Genomic DNA, 19,073 nt, shown 5'->3' with positions numbered 1-19,073 from the left:
CCCTTCCTTTGAGTTCCACTGACATATCGGGATTACCCGCATAGCGGTAGAGTCGATTCTAATAGTGATTGCACGAAAACCAAGGATCGGGGTGTTCATGGACGAGTCCCGTCAGCTCACATTCGGCACCGCAGGTATGCGTGCGCCCGTGGGCCCAGCTCAGCATCAGATGAATGTACTTCAGGTAACTCGCACTACAGCAGGTTTGGCAAGTTGGCTAGCAGAACGCTCTGCCCTTGACCAGATCCCACATCCGGTCCCTGAAGATGAAACCGGAATTGGGCGCGCGCTTTATCCAGAAGACGGCCCGCTGCGCGTGGTGGTCGGATATGACGCACGTTATGGTTCCCACACTTTTGCAGCCACCACCGCGGAGGTTTTTGCTGGTGCTGGTTTTGAGGTGATGTTATTGCCCACCCCAAGCCCTACCCCAGTAGTGCCTTGGCTGGTAAAACAGCGCCATCTTGATGCTGGTGTGCAGATTACTGCTTCCCATAATGGCGCTGCAGATAACGGCTATAAGGTGTTCTTGGCCAATGGCCGGCAACTTTATGCGGAGTTGGAGCAAGAGCTCGAGGCGCATATCCAGGCCATTGAAGATCCAGTGCTAGTACCGCGCGTGACGGTGCGCCCCACCACTGATCAATTACGGCGTTATATCGATGATTTGGTGGAGCTTGTCACCCCAAATCAAGCCGATTTGCTGCGGGTTAATTCCGAGCGCGCTGGCTTAAAAGTAGTTTATACCGCGCTTCATGGTGTGGGCGGTCGCGCGATGTCGAATGCTTTGCAATTTGCAGGTTTCCCGGAGACTTATCCGGTGAAGGCACAGCATTTCCCCGACCCGACCTTCCCCACGGTTTCTTTTCCCAATCCCGAAGAACCTTCGGCGATTGAGATGCTACTGGACTATGCCGCAGCTAAAGATGCTGATATTTTGCTTGCCCTCGATCCCGATGCGGATCGCTGTGCGGTGGGTATTAGAACCGAAGATGGCGGCCACCGCATGCTCTCTGGTGATGAAACCGGAACTTTGCTGGCCACTCGCCTAGTACCGGATTTTGATGGCACGGGCAATCCGCCGGTGGTAGCAACCTCCATTGTGAGCTCACATTTGCTCAGCATCATCGCCGCCGATAAAGGCTGGGATTATGGCGAGACTTTAACTGGTTTTAAAAATCTCTCCCGTGCTGCCGATAATTTCCCCGGCGAGTTGGCTTTTGCTTATGAGGAAGCAGTGGGCACCTGCCCAGCGCCAAGCATGGTGCCGGATAAAGATGGCATTGCCACAGGTCTATTTATGGCTGCTTGGGCCGCGGAGCTGAAGGCACAGGGTATAAACCTGCAGCACAAGCTCGATGAGCTCTACCGCCGCTACGGCTACTTCGCCTCCACACAGGTTGCGGTGCGTACCACCAACCCCAGAGAGCTTGTCGACGCCTGGACCACTCATCCACCACAGGAACTCATAGGGGTACCACTGCGCGCGGTGGCACTGCCAGAAAACCAGGGAACTACCCTGCATGGTCAGTTGGGGGCCATTCATATTCGAGCGATCGCCCGGGTATCAGGCACCGAGGCCAAGGCCAAGCTTTATTTGGAAGTTGGCCAAGCAGCCTCCCATGATGAGGCGCAACAAACCTTGCAGCAGCTGCAAAGTGAAGTTGAATTATGGCTGCGTGAGCTTTAGGTCTCTTGCTCTTCTACTTCGGCAGATTTTCGAGGATGGTTAAGGTTTCGCTCGTCCTCGAAAATGATGCCGTCTTTTTCTGTCGGCCAGCGCACATCGATGCTGAGTTGTTCATCAACACAAATATTGGCCACTAGATCCCCTGCTGCAGGCAGCAGTGCCATGGGTGGCACATTTAAGGCAAAGGCCAGGTCATAAATGGTGGAAAGGCGGGGATCAACTTCGGTGCCCCGGTTATTTTCATTTCTTTCCAGGTTGGAGATGGAATTTCTACTAATTCCAGACAGCTCTGCCAATTCTTCTTGGCTTAATCCGCGCAGTGTGCGGATTTTTCGTAGACGGGTTGCTAAGGCGTGGCCATAACTTGGCCACCGCCTTCCACCCATCTCTGTCGACATAAAAACAACTGTGCCGACCAAGTCCCCCAATAACCGCCCACTAAAGTGGGCAAGGGGTTGAGAAAGTGAACTAAAGACCTTTATAGGTCAATGTTTCGAGGTCCATAAAGACGATCGCCTGCATCACCAAGACCAGGAACGATATAGGCATCTTCATTAAGCTCTGGATCAATTGTTGCGGTAACCAAGCGAACTGGCAGACCGGACTGCTCCAAAGCATCAACACCAGGCTGTGCAGAAACCATGCAGATGGCGGTGATATCTGTAGCGCCACGATCAGCAAGCAAACGGATGGCATGCAGCAAGGAGCCACCAGTTGCCAACATTGGGTCAACCAAAAATACTGGCTGGCCGGTGAGATCCTCAGGCAGTGCCTCCAAATAAGGAACTGGCTCGTGGGTGACTTCATTTCGGGCCAGGCCAATAAAGCCAACCTGGGCGTCAGGAATCATGGATAGCGCTGGATCAATCATGCCCAAAACGGCGCGAATGATGGGAACAATAATTGGAGGTTGTTTGAGACGGGTGCCTTCGGCGATAGCAACTGGAGTTTTGGTGTCGAAGTGCTCAACTTCCAAGTCGCGGGATGCTTCATAAATAAGCATGGCGCCGAGGTCACTGGCAGCAGCACGGAAGGCTGCGTTGTCGCTGCGCTCATCGCGCATAAGGGTTAGCCTGCTGGCTACGAGTGGGTGGTTGACGATGGTGATGTCCATAGTCCCTCATGTTAAATGATGAACGCCGAAAAACGTTTGTGGCAGTGTTTTTTAAACTGGGTGGGAACCTTCAAAGCCTTTGCACAGACCAACAGGGTATGAGGATAAATATTCCCCGCGCCCGCGATTTAGCACAAGAACTACTCCACCTTGACACTCCAGTTGTGCCACAACCGGATTTTGGCGAGCAAATGGCCTATGAAATCCACCAAGCACTAAGAAACTCCCTGCTCACCTACTCCGGCAATATCGAAAAATTCAATTACACAGCCACAGATATGGCCACCGTGGCTTTGGAAGCGCTCTCACAGATTGAGACAGTTGATACTGATTTAGCTCACCAGTTGGAGCGGTTGACATGATTGATTTATTGTCCACCGTGCGCTTTTTAGCCTCCCAAGAGCCAGCAAGCATGCCAGAGCTCAACATTCCAAAGGTGCCGGAAATCACCACAGCTCTAGAACTTGGTGCTGAGCTACAAGCCAACCCTCTTAAACTCACTCAGCTGGTGGAAATTCTTGATGTACAAAGATCACTTTTGATCAATACGCTGCGCGAAGTCGCCCCCATCATTAATGCCACTCGCCAAGAGTTAAGCCAGCTGGCGCAGGATTTTATCCGCCAAGGCATTGAGCTATTTATGCAGTCTTTAATACCAAATCCCGCGGTGGCGATAGCTGCTCAAATGCAGTTAATGCAGTTGCCAGGCGTTTTTATCGACCACGCAAGCTTGCGCCTTAATGAGATGACCCAGACCCTGCAACCTTACGTCGACAAGCTTTCTACAATTACCCCGGTGGCAGAACCCCGCCTGGCTGAGGTACCAGCGCCCACCTCGGGCGCGGCAAGTGCTGGGGAGCGTGCCGTGGCAGCGGCCAAGACGGCGCTGGGTGCACCCTACTTATGGGGTGGAACCAGTTTGAATGGTTTTGATTGCAGTGGTTTTACGCAATGGGCATGGCGGGCAGCCGGATTGGAATTGCCGCGCACCGCAGAGCAGCAAGCTGTGGGCACGCAGGTTTCGGCAGACCAACTACAACCTGGGGATTTAGCGGTGTGGGATGGGCATGTGGCGATGTATGCCGGCAACGGTGAATTGATTGAGGCCGGTGATCCCGTGCAATTAAATCCGCTGCGTACTTCCAATATGGGCATGACTTTTCAGGGATTTTTTAGGCCCACGGGTTGATTCAAATCTGCATAGTGGCTGCCTGCTTCCTTAAAAATTGCCTTAAAGCTGAGTGCACAGGTGACGTGGCAATTCACTAACGGCTAGGATTTATCACCATGGCTGAAAAAGGAATCGTCCCGATTAAACTCTCGCTCACCGAAGGTGACTTTTATACTCTCTGGGCACCAAGTTGGCGCGAGGGTGGCAATGAATGGCAAGCATTCCTCGGCGCCGATGATGACCTTTATGTCTTCAACTCCCCCGCGGAGCTTTTGACCTATATCGAATCAGATAATAAGCACGATCTCAGCTCTCACCCGGAGTGGAAGTCCTTTAACTCCCGCGATGCTGCACGTGTTGTTCCAGAAGCAAACAACGAATTGGACATTGTCGGTGCACCGGCGTTGCTGGCAGATCGCCCTTCCTACGCCAATGTCAAAACCATTTCCCGCGTTTTTGCTGTGATGCGCAGCCTGGGGAATGTCACCGCTTCTGCCCCAGTTAGTGTGTTCTTCTCCTCGCACTCGGTTTTGCACAATGTTGATCGTGGTGCCGACCACTACGCTGGCCCTAATGGTCTTGGCGAATGGACCGCCATTGGTCGCGCGGTTGTGGCGAACTGGGACAAGGTTGTGGATGCACTTGATGAGGCAATCACCATCAAGGAAGTAGACAAGGTATTTGTCGAGGATGCCCAAACCCGCATCCAAGAGGCAGAAGCTGCAGCAATCGCCGCCCGCGAAGCCGAAGAGCAGGTTGCTAAAGAAGAAGCAGAGAAGATCGATCCCTATGACACCTCTGCATGGGCTGCCGCTGGCATCGACCCCATCAAGATCATCATTGACGGACGCACTGTTTACACCTTGCGTACCTACCTCGGTGGTCAGCCAGTTTTCCTTGGAAAATTTGGCGAGATCTACACCTTCAACAGCCAAAAGGCACTGCTGCGCTGGCTGGTAGAACACGATGACCACGATCTAGCTCGAGCTTCCACCTGGAGTGACCTTATGCTCGGCATTAACGCTGGCGAAACTGAAGTTCAGGTTCACCCAGACAATGTTTACTCCTTCAACGGCCTGGTCCAAGATATCAACACCTCCGTGGACGCCGTTGATACCAAGCAAATGGGTCGCGCTTATGAGCTCATGGCTGATACCGCGGACTGGGCAGACGATGACTCCATGAACTCCTATTTCCTAGCCAATCCCCGCATGCAGGATTACATCTCTTATATGCTCGGCGGCAGCGATACCTCCGGCTATGTGCCTCACGCACCTTTTAATGATCACTCCCAGTCATGGCGTGAATTGGAAGAAATGCTGACCAAGCGTTTTAGCAAGATTTAAGCTCTATTGAAACAAAAAGATGGGTTCGTCCGGAAGATTCCGGTCGAACCCATTTTCTTTTTTATTCTCGGTTAGCTCCCCCCAATTAGGGAGATTTAAGGATCACACGTTTTGGTTTAATACTTCCCTTTCAACACCAAAAGCCTTTGGTCTCACAGAAGAGTCCCCTGAAATAGCAAGTTCTGCCACAATTTGGCCATATATTGGCGCAAACTTCATACCGGTTCCACTCATACCGACCGCTACAGTAATTGGTTTGTCTTTTAACCTGTCAATAATCGGCTTACCGTTTTCGGTAAAACCGTCATGATGCACCGAATACCGAGGACATGATTCATAAAAGTCAGGTACTACACCACTGGCGTTGATAGAAAACTCATCCAAGGTCTCTTCCGAAACTACCTTGTTGAGTTCTGCTACTGAGCCCACCGGCTTCCGTTCGTGTCCGTGAGAGATCTTTACCGTGTAGCCATCAAGACTCGGTGCTCCGTACACGTGAAAATGAGATCCACTGGACAGATCAGTGTCATACAGAAATACAGGCAACTTTTCTGGGGAAAACTGGGCTATGTTTCGTGGCATCATCCAAGTCAGTGTTATCGGAGTAATGCTGATTTTCGATTCAAACTCCGGCAAGAGCTCCTTAGCCCAAGAACCCGTTGTAATGATGACATGCGCAGCCAACACATCACCATCTTGTGTCGCAATTCGTACGCGCTCCGCACCATTTTCGTCAGTTTCAACATTTATAGAATCCACACGTGTATGTGTACGCAGTTCAGCGCCGAGCTCAACAGCAGCATCCGATGCCACCGCAACTGCTACTTCGGGTCGTATTCCACCACCATTTAAGTCGAGAATTCCCACCATATTGTCTTCAACCTCAAATTGAGGAAAACGCTCTCGAAGTTCTTCTGGCTCAAAATAATCATGTTCCAGATTCCATTCTTTGATGGAGCTCAGCGTTGCTTCAATTGGGACTGTTCCCTTTGGTCCAATAGACAGGGCTCCGATTGGGAGAAACACATCTCGCCCTGAAATTGCATTAAGCTCGAGCCACATTTCTCTCGCTCGCTGAGCTAAGGGGACTAGCTCGCCCCCTTCTTTAACAGCTACTCGAAATAATCGGGATTCACCAGCATATCCACCATGCGGATGAACTTGCCCATATTGCTCAATTCCGAGGATCTTCTTTCCTGATGCTGCCAATTTGCTCAGCTGCCACAGGGCCATAGATCCGATAGAACCGATCCCAATGACGACGTAATCGTAATGCTCTTCTTTTGGCAAGATGCGAACTCCCTTATCTATCGCTAGTGACTAAGCAAGTGCTGGTGATTCCCAGATATTGAGAGTGGTGCCAATTCCTTTGGCTCGAGCATTTTCGTAGATGTCAGATGCCCAAGCAACATCTTCCACCGGCATGCCACCAACGGAATAAACAATGATTTCTTCTTCTGAAGTTCTTCCTGGGTCTGCCCCGGAAATAACATCTGCAATTTCTACGACAGATCCCTGGGCAAGAAGTCCGCGCTTCTCCAGCTCAATAAATTTAGTGCCGATGATGCCAACAGTCTGATACGCATCTGGGCCATACTCTTCGTGCCAAGCTTCATAAAGATCACGATTATCGACCACGAGTTTTACTCGAGGAGTGATTAGGAAATCATCAGGCATACTGGCAGCTGCCGGAAGCGTAAGGAAGGCGCCCGGCTTTAACCACGCAGGATCAATCTGAGGATATCCATTGGCGCCCTCAGTGGAAGTGGTTGTAGTTACGGTGATGACATCAGCGTCTTTTAATGCCTCTTCTTCTGTCTCGAAAGAGCGAATTGTCGTAATCTGAGGAAGATTCTCTTTGACCCAATTACTAAAATCTTCAACACCACGAGCACTTCTACCCTTGATATTCAGCGTATGAAGCGTGGGCACGCTGACGATTAGGGCCTCTAGCGCAGTTTTGCCCATAACACCAGGTCCAACCACTGCTACGACTTCTGCGGCTTTTCGTGCAAGGTGACGTCCACCTACTCCAGAAATTGCTCCAGTACGAATTGCAGAAATCAAATTAGCGCTCATGATTGAAAGTGGCGCACCTGTCACTGCATCATTGAGCACAAACATATGGATTGAACGTGGTAAACCAACTTCTCGGTTGGAAACGTTAGATCCATACCATTTCACCCCTGCACGGTTAAATCGTCCGCCAAGGTAAGCCGGCATAGCCATAAATCGACGATCGGGGGAATCAAGTGGCATGTTTTGATGTGGGGAGGACTTTGGAAAAGACACCATCGCGCCGTGTGAGTTGTTATTCATGCCAGCCATCCGGAAGTCCTCTACCGAAAGACATGTCAGAACTTCCTCCATTGTCGCTACACAACGTGCCATATCCGTGACACCAGCTTCAATCATTTCAGGTTCGCTCAAAAATAGAGTGTCCATGCGTGGATTTACCCCTTGATCAATCTGGATAGATGCTGATCCACCAGTTACTGCTTCTGACATTTGAAGTCCTCCTTGAACATTTTGAGCTTGATCCGATAACGGATAACTATAGATCTACCGAAATTATATATGCAAAACCGGTCGTTCGACAGGTTTTACGTTAATAGTTACGCCCTTTTAAATCCTTGAGAAATAGTGACTCTCATTACATATCTATTGCAATATCTATCGTTCAATAGGTAGAAATAGGTCACACGCAAGTGCATAAACTTTTATCAGTCCCGCTCTTGAAAGGCCATCAAATGACGATTAAAACGCCTCCGGAGACTGTTTCTACTTCGACAATTCCTCAGTCGGGTAGCAGCATTGTCAGCACTGAAGTATCAAGGGCCAAACTTGGCACCACCTCAATTGTCTTCATGGTCATTGCGGCCACTGCTCCCTTAACTGTGATTGCTGGTGCTCTACCTGTCGGTATTGCTGCGGGAAATGGGGCTGGATACCCGGCAATGTATGCACTAAGTGCAGTGATTCTCGGAGTATTCTCTGTTGGCCTCACCACAATGGCCCGAAGAATTAAGAAACCCGGTGCATTTTATTCCTACGTTGAGGCTGCATCCAACCAGCACATTGGAATGGGAACTGCATGGCTAGCACTGTTGACATACACAGCAGTGCAATTTGCTGTTTATGCCTATCTAGGCGTTAACCTCGCTTCACTCTCCGCCCAAGCTGGAATTCCAACTCCATGGTGGGCTTGGATGCTAGTCAACGTTATTATCATTGGTTTTCTTGGGTATCGTCATATCGAACTGAGTTCAAAGGCACTCGGATACGTTCTTGTTGGAGAGATCGGAATTACCTTGTTGATGGTTGCAATGATCATCGCCAAGGGAGGAAGTGATGGATTGGATCTCGATTCCTTCGCGCCAAGTGCAATCACTTCTGGTTCCCCAGTTGTCGGACTCATGCTCGCTTTTGCAGGTTTCATCGGCTTTGAGGCAACAACGGTATTTAGAGATGAAGCAAAAGACCCCGAGCGGACCATCCCTCGCGCAACCTATATCTCCCTTGCAGTCATCGGCATCTTCTATACCCTCTCTGGATGGGCAATCGTCGAAGCTTGGGGTGCTGCGGACATCGCCGCTATCGCTGCCGAAGATCCAGAAGGAATGGTTATTACAACCGCTGCAAACTACATAGGTTCATGGGCTGGAATCGTAGTCCAGGTTTTGCTCCCCACCAGTCTTTTTGCTGCTTCCCTTTCCTTCCACAATGTTCTAGCCCGCTACATCAAATCAATCGCACAAGATGGCTGCCTCCCTACAAAGGTTGCCGCCACCCACGCGAGGCATGGTTCTCCACACACCGCCTCAGTCGTTCAATCCATCAGCGTTGTTGTCTTACTGGCAGTAGCAGTGATCGTCGGAGCTGATCCGATTACACAAATATTCACCTGGTTCTCCGGACTTTCCACCTATGCCATTGTCATAATGATGGTTATGGTTTCGGCTGCTGTTATCCGCTACTTCGCAATGAATCGTTCTGCAAATGACTCCACCTGGGCGACTTTCATAGCTCCAATGATTTCCTTGGTTGCACTCATTGCAGTACTAATCTTCATCGTCATCAACCTTCCAATGCTTGTTGGTGGGTCAGTAACAATCGCAATTGCAATGGGTGTTCTGGCTCCTATTTTCTTCGGAATCGGATACTTTTCCTCCCTCGTGGTTCGCAAGGGAAAAATCACCCACGCATAAAAATTAAGGTCTAGCAGAGACTTCACAAATCCGGCTACCGTGGATCCTCAACAGGATCCACGGTGGCCGGATTCATTTATTTACCCGTAAGTTGCTTTCCGAAAGTTGCTACAAATGGGTCAATACCCGCACGCCCCCGCAGGGATTAGTACTATGAGCAATTCATGAGGACTTCTGCCATTGCGGCTTTAACCGCAGCTGCCCTAATCATGCCCTTTCCTGCTTTTGCGCAGGAGGTGGTTGCTCAGGAACCAGTTACCCAAGCACCAGCTACCGTAATCGCAGACACTCCCACTTCCGCCACGCTAAGCACCAACCCGGAAGATCCCGCAGCTGTCACCGCAGATAATGCCGAGTCTTTGGAAGATATCATCAAACAAGATGCCACTCCCACCACTCGTGATGCAGCTCCTAACACTGATACTTGCCCCAATCAGATCAGCCCGGCACCGGCACGTACTACCTCCGAAGCTCTGGCTCCGGGTGCTGCCACCCCTACTCCCCTGCCGGTAGCCACAGTTCCAGCTGGTGGTTCACTATTGGCTGGCTGTGGCGTTGTTGCGCCTGCGGAGTTTGTGTTGCCTGAGAATCTCACGGCATCTTCATGGATGGTTTTTGATATTGATTCCGGCGAAATTATGTCCACCAAGGATCCCCATGGTCGCTACCGCCCGGCCTCGATTATTAAGGTTTTGCTGGGACTAATCGCCATTGAGGAGCTTGATCCCACCAAGGTTGTCACCGGAACTTATGAAGCTGCCAACATTGAGGGCTCTCGCGTGGGAGTCGGTGAGGGTGGCCAGTACACCATCGATCAACTTTTGCACGGCCTCTTGCTGGCCAGCGGCAATGATGCGGCTTATTTGTTGGCGCAGGAGCTCGGCGGCGATCGAGTAACCCTAGATAAGGTGAATGCGCTGGCCAAGGAGTTGGGCACTCAGGATACTTATGCCGCCACCTATTCCGGTTTGGATGCGGCTGGCATGTCTACCTCCGCCTATGACATGTCGCTGATTTATCAACATGCCTGGCAAAACCCGAAATTCGCGCAGATCATCAGCACGGAATATGTCGATTTCCCGGGTTGGGGCGATAACGAGGGCTTCCAGGTATGGAATGACAATAGTCTCTTTATGAACGATCCCGATGGCATCGGCGGCAAGACCGGCTACACCGATGACGCCAACCACACCTTCGTCGGTGGCCTCGACCGCAATGGTCGTCGCCTCGCAGCAGTCATTTTGGATACCACCATCGATAAGGGACGTGCCTGGGAGCAAGCGAGAACGCTTATCGACGCCTCCCTGGTCATCCCCCAAGGTGGCGGCATAGGCCAGCTGGGCACCCAGGACGAACAGGCAACACAGTTGCCTGCCCCAACTACAACTGCGACCTTAGCTGCTGAAACACCAGATTCTGCAGCGCCAGCCTCCATTGATTTTGTGAAGGTAGCTTTCCCGATTGCTGCGATTGTCCTATTAGTGATCGCAGCAATTCTGTGGACTTTTAAAAAGCGTCGCCGTTAACGCTGCTTTTTCACAACCTCTGCATTAGCAACGCGGTCGTGGATTCCGCGCATTTCGTTTTCTGGCTTAATAGATGTGCCATACACAATCGCCATAATGAAACTCACGATGCCCCCGACACCTGGCACCACACTGATGACCTTCCACCAGTTGCGCTTGGCTGCTGCACCTGCGGAAAGACGAGAATGGGTGGTCACGTCGCGAACCTCATAACCCATGAGCTTCTTCGCTGGAGTGGCTCCCCAAACCGATTCTGTGCCAATAATGTAGAAGGCCGTAAAGAGCACGCCCACGATAAACATGAGTGACTCGTTAACGTAGACAAAAAATCCCATCACCATGAAGCCAACAAAACCTGCGATGAACATATCCAAAATCGCCATGAGCAAACGAGTGGAGGAGGTTGGGCGCTCGCTACTGGAATTCATCATTCCATAGGACTGCCCAGCAAAAGAGGCCGGAGTAGGTGAAAACGGCGTTTGACCATACATCGCCGAATGCACTTGGTTATCTAGCGGATTAAAGGCTGGCCCTGCTGCTTGCACGGTGGGATCACCAAAAACATATCCATTAGTGGTTGCTTGTGGCTGCGCAAAAGGCTGTGGATTGCTGGGAGACGCGGTATCAGCTGGCAATGTGCCAAAATTGCCCAAATGTTGAATCTGGCCCCAGGTTAGTGGGATACCCAGATCTAGCTTTGCATCATAGGTGGCACGCTTTTGCGGATCTGCTAACACCGAAAAAGCTTGAACGGTTTGGGTTCTGCGGGGATCATTTTGGGGAATGCCCATTTGTTCTAGTCGGAGATCCCGAGCAGAAAGGGAAAGAGCGAGCGCATTGGAATCTTCATTACGATCCAACCCAAAGGCGGAGTAGAGGTTGGGAATATTGGTGTTCATAACCTCTACCTTAAACCAAAGGGCATTGCCCCATAATCGGGGAATGCCCTGAATTAACTACAAGCTCTTGCCCTATTTTCTAGACAATAGCGAAAGTGCTCCTGCGGCAACTGCTCCTACTGCAACGCCGATACCCACCTTGCGGGCAGATCCGGAGATTTCTTCGGTGGGGTTGATCTCATGGCGAACCCTGATTACTGCGGGTTCTGGTGCGGGAACCTCAGCCATACGCAGTGATTCCTCACTGGTGGCAGCCCACGCAGAGCAGTACATCAAGATGCGCCAGATCAGGTAAAGCACCACCATGATGCCGATGATTGGGCCGAAGGTGGCGCCAGCTGGGTTGCTCAAAGCATTTGATGCCAAGAGTGATCCCACCTGCTTAACAATCTCAAATCCCAGAGCACCAATGAGAGATGCCTGCAGTCCAGAACGCAGTGGAACCTTGGTACGCGGCAGGGAGAAGATCAGCCAGGCAAATACTAAGAAGTTCGCCAAAATACCCACAAGTAGCGCAACCGCCCAAGTAATTACGCTAATTCCGGGGATACCGCCAAGACCAAGCATTTCCAGCAAGCTTTGGGTAAGGCCGGAAGCGCCGATTGCAGTGACACCAAAAGCAAGGAACAGTGCCAGGATCAAAACAATCAGAGCGAAAAGGTCGGTGAGCTTATTCTTCAGAAAGTTACCTTCAGTGGGGTCTAGGCTCCACATGCGGCTAACGCCAAAACGTAGGTTGGACATCCAGCCCAGGCCGGACCATAGCGCGGTTAGACCACCGATTCCCAGGACGGCGCCACGTTGTGAAATAGCGGTTTCTACAATCTGATTTACGGTATTGCCAATTTCTCCATCTAGGGAGGAACTGATTTGTTCCTGGAGACGAGTCAGCAGATCGGGATTGCCGGCAAGAATGACACCGGCGATACCAAAGATCAGCATGGCGAGTGGAAAAACGGATAATACGGAGAAATAAGTAATGCCCGCGGAAAGCTGGTTTCCACCCTTAGCGCCGAATCTTTCATTCATGCGCATGAGGTGGTCAAACCACTCATGGGCTTCCCGCTGCTTATCAATAAATCCTGGCTCGTCCTGATTGACGCGCTCAATGCCATATTCATCTGTGTTGCGATCATCAGGCTTGGTTCTTGTTGCCATGGGGATTCCTTCCGATACTCATAGAACTACGCTTGGCGATCTAATTACTACCTACAACAATAGAAAAATCCGGCCCCAACTGTCTTGCTGTGGCCGGATTGTAATAATAGCGCGTGGATTTCTAGCTTATCGACGACGCGGTGCTAGGAAGCCAATCTTGTCATAAACATCTGCCAAGGTTTCATTGGCGATCTCCGCTGCGCGATCAGCACCAACAGCCAAAACACGCTCAAGTTCTGCGCGATCGCCCATGTACTCATCAAATTTTGCCTTCAAAGGCGTGGTAAACGCCTCAAGTGCTTCGGCGGTGTCACCCTTCAGTGCACCGTAACCAGCGCCCTGGTAGGCGTCGACAAGCGCTTCGATGCTCTTGCCCGTGAGGGCGGACTGGATAACCAGCAAGTTGGACACACCAGGTTTATTCTCTGGATCGAAGGCGATAACGCCATCGTTGTCAGTGACGGCGGACTTGATGCGCTTGGTGGAAATCTTTGGATCATCAAGCAAGTTGATCAGGCCCTTAGGGTTATCACCTGACTTGGACATCTTGGAGGTGGGGTTCTGAAGATCGTAAATCTTGGAAGCGCCCTGCGGAATCAAGCCTTCTGGAACCTCAAAAGCCACGCCATAACGGTTGTTAAAGCGCTCGGCGAGGGTGCGGGTGAGCTCGAGGTGCTGACGCTGATCCTCACCAACTGGAACCAAATGTGGACGGTAAAGCAAAATATCGGCAGCCATCAGCATTGGATAAGTAAACAGACCAGCAGAAGTACGATCCGCGCCACGCTTTGCAGACTTGTCTTTGAACTGGGTCATGCGGGAAGCTTCACCAAAACCGGTGAGGCAGGTAAGCACCCAAGACAGCTCGGCATGTGCAGGCACGTGGGACTGCACAAAGAGGGTGGAGCGATCAGGATCGATACCCAATGCGAGCAGCTGCGCGGCACCTGCGATGGTGCGATTCCTTAGTTCTTCAGGATCTTGATCAACGGTAATGGCGTGAAGATCTGGGATGAAGTAAAAAGCATCATAGGAATCTTGCAGGTCAATCCACTGTTTTACAGCTCCAAGGTAATTGCCCAAATGGTAGGAATCAGCCGTGGGCTGGATTCCGGAAAGGACTCTGGAGACGGTTTCGGTGGTTTGATCTTTTTCCTGCGTTGTCATGGTGTATCAGTCTAGTCATTTAAGCCGGAGAGTTTGTGCCTAGGCAAGAGTTAATTGCCAAAATTTCCCGGCAAGAAGATTTTGGGGCACTCCTGAGGCACTCCTGAGGCACTCCTGAGGCACTCCTGGGGCACTCCGGGATAGTTCGCGGGCACAACAAAACCGCGGGGCGACTCATTTTTAAGCCAAATAAGTTGCCCCGCGGTAATCCGCTCCTGCTAAGAAGTCTTAGAGCTTGCGGGAAGTTGGGGAATGAACGTCTGCAGCAACTGCCAGACCCCAGGTGATGATGCCGCCGCCGACAGCCATGATCAAAGCAGCGACAATAGCCATTACGGAGTGGCCGACTTCATTGGTGTACCAGATACCCGCAGCCAAAATGATAGCGCCGAGAACAATAAGGGCGAATGCCTTACCCATGTGCAATCCTTACGTTTTTTCTCAACTTTCGATACCCGTTCCCAAGATGCGCGGGATCTGCATTATCTCAAGCTGATACTTTCCCATTTAAGTTTCTGCAATGACAATACCCCGATTACATAAGAAAGCTAAATTATTGCTTGCTCATTTATTGCCTTCACCGGGGCCTAAATCCAACCTGTTTTCTGCTATTTCCTAAAGAAGCGCCACAGACGCTGCCGGGGATCACGCTTATATTCGCGTTCTTGATAATCAAAGACCGGCAAGCGCCAACCACGCCAAATAGAAAGCAAACGCACCACAAAAGCCACCAGCACCGAGACAATAACGGTGGTGTTCTCGTTGGCACCCAAATACATCATGCCGAAGTAGACACAGGTTGCCAGCAAAGCGATGGAGGCATAGAGCTCTTTTTGGAATACCAGCGGAATGCGGTCACACAGCAAATCACGCAGCACACCACCAAAAACGCCGGTAAGCACGGACGCCACCACGGCGATAATAAAGCCATAGCCCATTTCCAATGCCACCTGGGTACCAATGACCGCAAAGGCCGATAGCCCAACTGCGTCCAGCACCAAGAACAGCACCTTAAAGTGCTGCATCAGGAAGGAAATGGATACGGTCAAAATTGCTGCACCAATAATGAGCAGCAGAAAGTGGGGTTTAGCCACCCAGACCAGGGGGTAATGCCCCAGCAACAGATCACGAATTGAGCCACCGCCAATTGCGGTGACGCAGGCAATTACTGAGACACCAAAAAGGTCCATCTTTTGCCTACCTGCAGCCAAGGCTCCAGTCATACCTTCCGCGGTAATGCCGATTGCCCAGAGAACAGTCAGCAGCATCTTAGGAGTACACCACGTTCAAAGGTGCGTGGTCTGACCAGCGCAGATCATAAGCTGCAGCCTTGTCCACCCAGCTCCGCTCTGCGCGCTCCAACATTGAGGCGGTGGCTGCTTGGTAATCGATGCGCCAGCCGGCGTTGGTATCAAAGGCCTGGCCACGGTAGGTCCACCACGTATATGGCCCTTCACCTTCTGGTTGCAGGCGACGTGCCACGTCGAACCACGCAGGGTTGTCAGTTGCTTCTCGACGTCCCGCTGTTCCGGGGTATTCAACCGCGCCGAGGAAGTCACCGGCGCCTGCCACCTGGGTGGTGGTATCTGGGAAAGTACCAAATAGGGCATCCATAAAGGCGCGCTCATCCGGGAGGAAACCGGATTTCTTTTGATTGGTTTTCCAATTTTTCAGATCTTCGCGGCGGTGACAAATATTCCAGTCACCACCAACAACCATGTGGGAGTGGTTGGTGGCGCGCTCCGCCAAAAACTCTTCAAATTCATCCAGGAAGTGGAATTTCTCATCCTGCTTTTCAGTTCCAGCAGATCCAGATGGCAAATAAAGCGAGGCCACTGTTACGGGGGTACCTAGGGCCGTTTCTTTGACGGTGGCCTCAATATAGCGACCAGAATCCATGAAAGATCCAAATCCAATAGAAACATCGTGGAGTTCATGGCGGGACAGGATTCCAACCCCGGCGCGCCCCTTGGCTGCAGCCGGTGCACCTACATAGTGCCAGCCTGCATCAAGTGCAGGTTGCAGGGCTTTTTCAGTGTCTTTTTCACTGGCCCGCACCTCCTGCAAGAGCACAATATCTGAGGAGGACTCTTCCAACCACGGCAAAAATCCGCGGTTTTCCCCACTTCTTTCTTTTACAGCAGCACGAATACCGTTGACGTTGACGGTGGTGATCTGAAAACTCATGATTGTCAGAGTAGCGCCTGGGGTGGACATCGCTATTACGGACTGCCCCATCCCCTCCCCTTTTATGGGTTTAAGCTGGGCCCATTTATTTTTTTGCAGTGCTTCTTTAGGCAGCTCTACTTCTTGCGGAGTCCAACCATCGGGAACCACACGCAAATCGCCACAATGGCCAGCCCGGCACCAGCGAGAGCTGGGGTGCTATAGGAATATCCAGCGCTAATAACCACACCGCCAATGGCAGCCCCCAGAGCGTTGCCAATGTTGAGAGCCGATTGATTAAGTGACGCTGCCAGGGTTTGGGCACGGCCTGCAACATCCATCAAACGAATCTGCAGGGATGGAATCAGAGTGGATCCAAAGAAGCCGACCACACCAAAGTTAATGGTGCCAGCGATGGCATTATTTGAGGTGAAGTAGAAGCCAATGAGCGCCAACACAATGCAGATCAAAGCTAACAAAATTCCGCGGTCTACATTCCAGTCCGCGATGCGACCTCCCACATAGTTACCCAAAATCATGCCGACACCGTAGGCCATAAGCACGATCCAAATGAGTGAACTAGACATTCCTGCTTGCTCGGTCATAGTCCAGGAAATGTAGGTATAAACCGCAAACATGCCACCAAATCCGATGGAACCAATAGCCAGCGTCAACCACACCTGACCATTTTTCAGGGCACTCAGTTCGGTCAATGGGCTGGTTGGTTTCATCTCAGTCATATGTGGCATAAGGAACCACAGTCCCAGCAGGGTGAGCGCTCCGAGGAAGGCCACTAGTACATAGGAAGTGGACCAACCATAGACATCTCCCAGGGCTTGAGCTGCAGGAACGCCGGCGACGGTACCGATGGAAAGTCCCATGCCAACATAGGCAATGGCACGACCACGCTGGCTTTCAGGCGCCATGGAAGCAGCTGCGAGACCAGCAACAGAGAAATATGCTCCATGTGGAAGACCCGCAATAAAGCGCGCGAGTAGGAGCACTTCATAAGAGTTGGCAAAAGCTGAAAGTCCATTGCCCACAACAAAGAAAGCCACCAAAATTAGCAGCAATCGGCGGCGTGGAATGCTGCCGGTAAAGGCGGTAATGAGTGGTGCACCGACCACCACACCAAGTGCGTAGATGGTGATGATGAGGCCAGCTTTGTCCTCAGAGATGTTGAAGTCTTGGGCAATCGCGCTCAGTAGACCCATGGAGACAAACTCGGTAACACCGATGGCAAACCCACCCAGCGCCATAGCCGTCATGACTACATATCGACGAAACTCGGAAATCTCCGTTTGACGTGGCACTGGTCGCCTTTTGAGATGAGTTTTGTGAGCTTCAGGCGCTGAAGATTCAATAATTTTTACGGGAGGTTTACCGGAGTCGTGCATAGATGCACACACTATCGGACACCTGCGTAGTCCTCGCAGTTTCAAGGTTCAATTGTGCTTACTTAGCCATCTATAAAACCTGTGTGACCTAGGACATTTCTTATGATGCCCTAAGAGTGTTAGTATATCGGGCAGCCTAACCTAACTAAGTTTGAGAAAGTGAAACACACCTATGCGATCTTCTCGCGTTATTGCTGGCCTGTTGGCCGCGACCCTCACTGTTTCCCTGGCAGCATGTTCTTCGGATTCTGATTCCACTGCTACCGGTTCCTCTTCCTCCCAAGCAGATTCTGCTTCATCTGCAGAGGTAAACGATACCGCTTTCCCAGTAACCATCAAGCATGCTTTCGGTGAAACTATCATCGAAAAAAAGCCTGAGCGCGTGGCGACTGTTGCCTGGGCAAACCATGAGGTTCCACTGGCTTTGGGTGTTACTCCAGTAGGAATGGACAAAGCTACCTGGGGTGATGATGACGATAACGGCATCCTGCCTTGGGTAGAAGAGGCCCTCGGCGATGAGCAGCCAGTGCTTTTTGATTCCACCGATGCTCTGCCCTTTGAAGAAATCGCCAACACACAGCCTGATGTCATCTTGGCATCCTATTCTGGCATCACTCAGGAAGACTACGATCAGCTTTCTCAAATCGCACCGGTAATCGCCTACCCAGAAATGGCATGGGGCACTTCATTGGATGAGATGATTGAGATGAATTCCAAGGCTATTGGCATGGAAGCAGAAGGCCAGGAACTTATCACCAAGCTTGATGGTGAAGTTTCTGCAGCCATGGATGCTAATCCTGAGCTAAAAGAAGCAAAGCCAATCTTTGCGTTCTTTGATGAAAGTGATCTTTCCCAGATCGGCGTATACACCGCTGCCGATCCACGCATGGGATTCCTGCTTGATGCCGGCGTCCAGGAAGCTGAAGTCCTCAAGAAGTTTGCAGATTCCGATAGCTTCTATGAGCAGGTTTCTGCAGAATCTCCAGAAGATTTTGCTGATGTAAACCTCATCATCACCTATGGCACCGACGATGACGCTGCCAATGCCGCCTTGTTGGCCAAGATGCAGGCCGATCCCCTGCTTTCTCGCATCCCTGCGATCGCTGAAGGCAAGGTTGTTTTCCTCGGAGAGGGCCCTTTGGCAGCTGCGGCTAATCCTTCCCCATTGTCTATTTCTTGGGGAATTGATGAGTACCTAGCCAAGATCTCCGAGCCACTGAAGTAAATTCTT

General features: G+C 51.2%; 18 protein-coding genes. 7 read left to right on the top strand and 11 right to left on the bottom strand.

The window, feature by feature from the left end; genetic code table 11:
- Window positions 1-97 precede the first annotated feature (97 nt).
- Window positions 98-1,690 carry a phospho-sugar mutase gene (locus H924_RS03220; protein WP_015650524.1) on the top strand — a complete coding sequence of 531 codons (1,593 nt, stop codon included), beginning with the start codon at window positions 98-100 and terminating at the stop codon, window positions 1,688-1,690.
- Here H924_RS03220 and H924_RS03215 read toward each other — a convergent pair.
- Both H924_RS03215 and upp read right to left on the bottom strand, forming a co-directional pair.
- Window positions 1,687-2,088, bottom strand: coding sequence for a helix-turn-helix domain-containing protein (locus H924_RS03215; protein WP_245533893.1), 402 nt, complete (start codon window positions 2,086-2,088; stop codon window positions 1,687-1,689). The genes H924_RS03220 and H924_RS03215 overlap by 4 nt on opposite strands.
- Window positions 2,089-2,168: 80 nt before the next feature.
- Window positions 2,169-2,804 (bottom strand): uracil phosphoribosyltransferase, encoded by a 636-nt coding sequence (gene upp / locus H924_RS03210; RefSeq protein WP_015650522.1) that lies wholly within the window; start codon window positions 2,802-2,804, stop codon window positions 2,169-2,171.
- 98 nt (window positions 2,805-2,902) lie between these two features.
- Here upp and H924_RS03205 point away from each other — a divergent pair, with 98 nt between their 5' ends.
- From H924_RS03205 to H924_RS03195, 3 genes are all read left to right on the top strand, one after another.
- The gene (locus tag H924_RS03205) at window positions 2,903-3,166 is read left to right on the top strand and encodes a hypothetical protein (protein ID WP_029703499.1); all 264 of its coding nucleotides are present in this window, start codon (window positions 2,903-2,905) and stop codon (window positions 3,164-3,166) included.
- Window positions 3,163-3,993 carry a C40 family peptidase gene (locus H924_RS03200; protein WP_015650520.1) on the top strand — a complete coding sequence of 277 codons (831 nt, stop codon included), beginning with the start codon at window positions 3,163-3,165 and terminating at the stop codon, window positions 3,991-3,993. Before H924_RS03205 ends, H924_RS03200 begins: the two co-directional genes overlap by 4 nt.
- Before the next feature lie 98 nt (window positions 3,994-4,091).
- Entirely contained in the window at window positions 4,092-5,321 is a 1,230-nt protein-coding gene (locus tag H924_RS03195) for a hypothetical protein (protein WP_015650519.1), read from the top strand.
- 102 nt (window positions 5,322-5,423) lie between these two features.
- Here the strand turns inward: H924_RS03195 and solA are convergent, their stop codons facing one another.
- The gene (gene solA, locus H924_RS03190; RefSeq protein WP_015650518.1) at window positions 5,424-6,611 is read right to left on the bottom strand and encodes an N-methyl-L-tryptophan oxidase; all 1,188 of its coding nucleotides are present in this window, start codon (window positions 6,609-6,611) and stop codon (window positions 5,424-5,426) included.
- A 30-nt stretch (window positions 6,612-6,641) separates the two neighbouring features.
- Window positions 6,642-7,829, bottom strand: coding sequence for a tyramine oxidase subunit B (locus H924_RS03185; protein WP_015650517.1), 1,188 nt, complete (start codon window positions 7,827-7,829; stop codon window positions 6,642-6,644).
- A gap of 242 nt (window positions 7,830-8,071) precedes the next feature.
- Between H924_RS03185 and H924_RS03180 the strand changes: the two genes are divergently transcribed.
- Window positions 8,072-9,529, top strand: a complete 1,458-nt coding sequence (locus tag H924_RS03180) for an APC family permease (RefSeq protein WP_015650516.1) — start codon at window positions 8,072-8,074, stop codon at window positions 9,527-9,529.
- 164 nt (window positions 9,530-9,693) lie between these two features.
- Window positions 9,694-11,055: a D-alanyl-D-alanine carboxypeptidase family protein gene (locus H924_RS03175; protein ID WP_015650515.1), complete on the top strand. Its 1,362-nt coding sequence runs from the start codon at window positions 9,694-9,696 to the stop codon at window positions 11,053-11,055.
- Here H924_RS03175 and H924_RS03170 read toward each other — a convergent pair.
- The 7 genes from H924_RS03170 to H924_RS03140 form a co-directional block, all read right to left on the bottom strand.
- Window positions 11,052-11,954, bottom strand: coding sequence for an RDD family protein (locus tag H924_RS03170; protein WP_015650514.1), 903 nt, complete (start codon window positions 11,952-11,954; stop codon window positions 11,052-11,054). The genes H924_RS03175 and H924_RS03170 overlap by 4 nt on opposite strands.
- A 72-nt stretch (window positions 11,955-12,026) precedes the next feature.
- Window positions 12,027-13,112 carry a YhjD/YihY/BrkB family envelope integrity protein gene (locus tag H924_RS03165; protein ID WP_015650513.1) on the bottom strand — a complete coding sequence of 362 codons (1,086 nt, stop codon included), beginning with the start codon at window positions 13,110-13,112 and terminating at the stop codon, window positions 12,027-12,029.
- Between the two features lie 126 nt (window positions 13,113-13,238).
- A complete protein-coding gene (trpS, locus tag H924_RS03160) occupies window positions 13,239-14,279 on the bottom strand; it encodes a tryptophan--tRNA ligase (protein ID WP_015650512.1) in 1,041 nt (346 codons plus the stop codon).
- 228 nt (window positions 14,280-14,507) lie between these two features.
- Complete coding sequence (locus H924_RS03155; RefSeq protein ID WP_015650511.1) at window positions 14,508-14,699, bottom strand: hypothetical protein; 192 nt, start codon at window positions 14,697-14,699, stop codon at window positions 14,508-14,510.
- Between the two features lie 188 nt (window positions 14,700-14,887).
- Entirely contained in the window at window positions 14,888-15,547 is a 660-nt protein-coding gene (locus tag H924_RS03150; protein WP_015650510.1) for a trimeric intracellular cation channel family protein, read from the bottom strand.
- Between the two features lies 1 nt (window position 15,548).
- Window positions 15,549-16,466 carry an exodeoxyribonuclease III gene (locus tag H924_RS03145; protein ID WP_029703505.1) on the bottom strand — a complete coding sequence of 306 codons (918 nt, stop codon included), beginning with the start codon at window positions 16,464-16,466 and terminating at the stop codon, window positions 15,549-15,551.
- Window positions 16,467-16,582: 116 nt separating this feature from the next.
- Window positions 16,583-17,842, bottom strand: coding sequence for an MFS transporter (locus H924_RS03140; protein ID WP_029703508.1), 1,260 nt, complete (start codon window positions 17,840-17,842; stop codon window positions 16,583-16,585).
- Between the two features lie 172 nt (window positions 17,843-18,014).
- Between H924_RS03140 and H924_RS03135 the strand changes: the two genes are divergently transcribed.
- Window positions 18,015-19,067, top strand: a complete 1,053-nt coding sequence (locus tag H924_RS03135) for an iron-siderophore ABC transporter substrate-binding protein (protein ID WP_015650507.1) — start codon at window positions 18,015-18,017, stop codon at window positions 19,065-19,067.
- The last annotated feature ends 6 nt before the right edge of the window (window positions 19,068-19,073 follow it).

The sequence above is a fragment of the Corynebacterium callunae DSM 20147 genome (assembly GCF_000344785.1).
Classification (GTDB): domain Bacteria; phylum Actinomycetota; class Actinomycetes; order Mycobacteriales; family Mycobacteriaceae; genus Corynebacterium; species Corynebacterium callunae.
The sequence above is the reverse complement of the archived record's forward strand: the minus strand, read 5'-3'. Positions and strand labels throughout refer to the sequence as shown.

Bases quoted from the DNA above. Each gene is read 5' to 3' on its own strand.
- H924_RS03150 (WP_015650510.1), bottom strand. From the start codon at position 15,547: ATGCTGCTGACTGTTCTCTGGGCAATCGGCATTACCGCGGAAGGTATG.
- H924_RS03165 (WP_015650513.1), bottom strand. From the start codon at position 13,112: ATGGCAACAAGAACCAAGCCTGATGATCGCAACACAGATGAATATGGC.
- H924_RS03205 (WP_029703499.1), top strand. From the start codon at position 2,903: ATGAGGATAAATATTCCCCGCGCCCGCGATTTAGCACAAGAACTACTC.
- H924_RS03200 (WP_015650520.1), top strand. From the start codon at position 3,163: ATGATTGATTTATTGTCCACCGTGCGCTTTTTAGCCTCCCAAGAGCCA.
- H924_RS03175 (WP_015650515.1), top strand. From the start codon at position 9,694: ATGAGGACTTCTGCCATTGCGGCTTTAACCGCAGCTGCCCTAATCATG.
- H924_RS03155 (WP_015650511.1), bottom strand. From the start codon at position 14,699: ATGGGTAAGGCATTCGCCCTTATTGTTCTCGGCGCTATCATTTTGGCT.
- H924_RS03220 (WP_015650524.1), top strand. From the start codon at position 98: ATGGACGAGTCCCGTCAGCTCACATTCGGCACCGCAGGTATGCGTGCG.
- H924_RS03185 (WP_015650517.1), bottom strand. From the start codon at position 7,829: ATGTCAGAAGCAGTAACTGGTGGATCAGCATCTATCCAGATTGATCAA.
- trpS (WP_015650512.1), bottom strand. From the start codon at position 14,279: ATGACAACGCAGGAAAAAGATCAAACCACCGAAACCGTCTCCAGAGTC.
- H924_RS03170 (WP_015650514.1), bottom strand. From the start codon at position 11,954: ATGAACACCAATATTCCCAACCTCTACTCCGCCTTTGGGTTGGATCGT.
- upp (WP_015650522.1), bottom strand. From the start codon at position 2,804: ATGGACATCACCATCGTCAACCACCCACTCGTAGCCAGCAGGCTAACC.
- H924_RS03180 (WP_015650516.1), top strand. From the start codon at position 8,072: ATGACGATTAAAACGCCTCCGGAGACTGTTTCTACTTCGACAATTCCT.
- H924_RS03195 (WP_015650519.1), top strand. From the start codon at position 4,092: ATGGCTGAAAAAGGAATCGTCCCGATTAAACTCTCGCTCACCGAAGGT.
- H924_RS03215 (WP_245533893.1), bottom strand. From the start codon at position 2,088: ATGTCGACAGAGATGGGTGGAAGGCGGTGGCCAAGTTATGGCCACGCC.
- H924_RS03135 (WP_015650507.1), top strand. From the start codon at position 18,015: ATGCGATCTTCTCGCGTTATTGCTGGCCTGTTGGCCGCGACCCTCACT.
- H924_RS03145 (WP_029703505.1), bottom strand. From the start codon at position 16,466: ATGAGTTTTCAGATCACCACCGTCAACGTCAACGGTATTCGTGCTGCT.
- H924_RS03140 (WP_029703508.1), bottom strand. From the start codon at position 17,842: ATGCACGACTCCGGTAAACCTCCCGTAAAAATTATTGAATCTTCAGCG.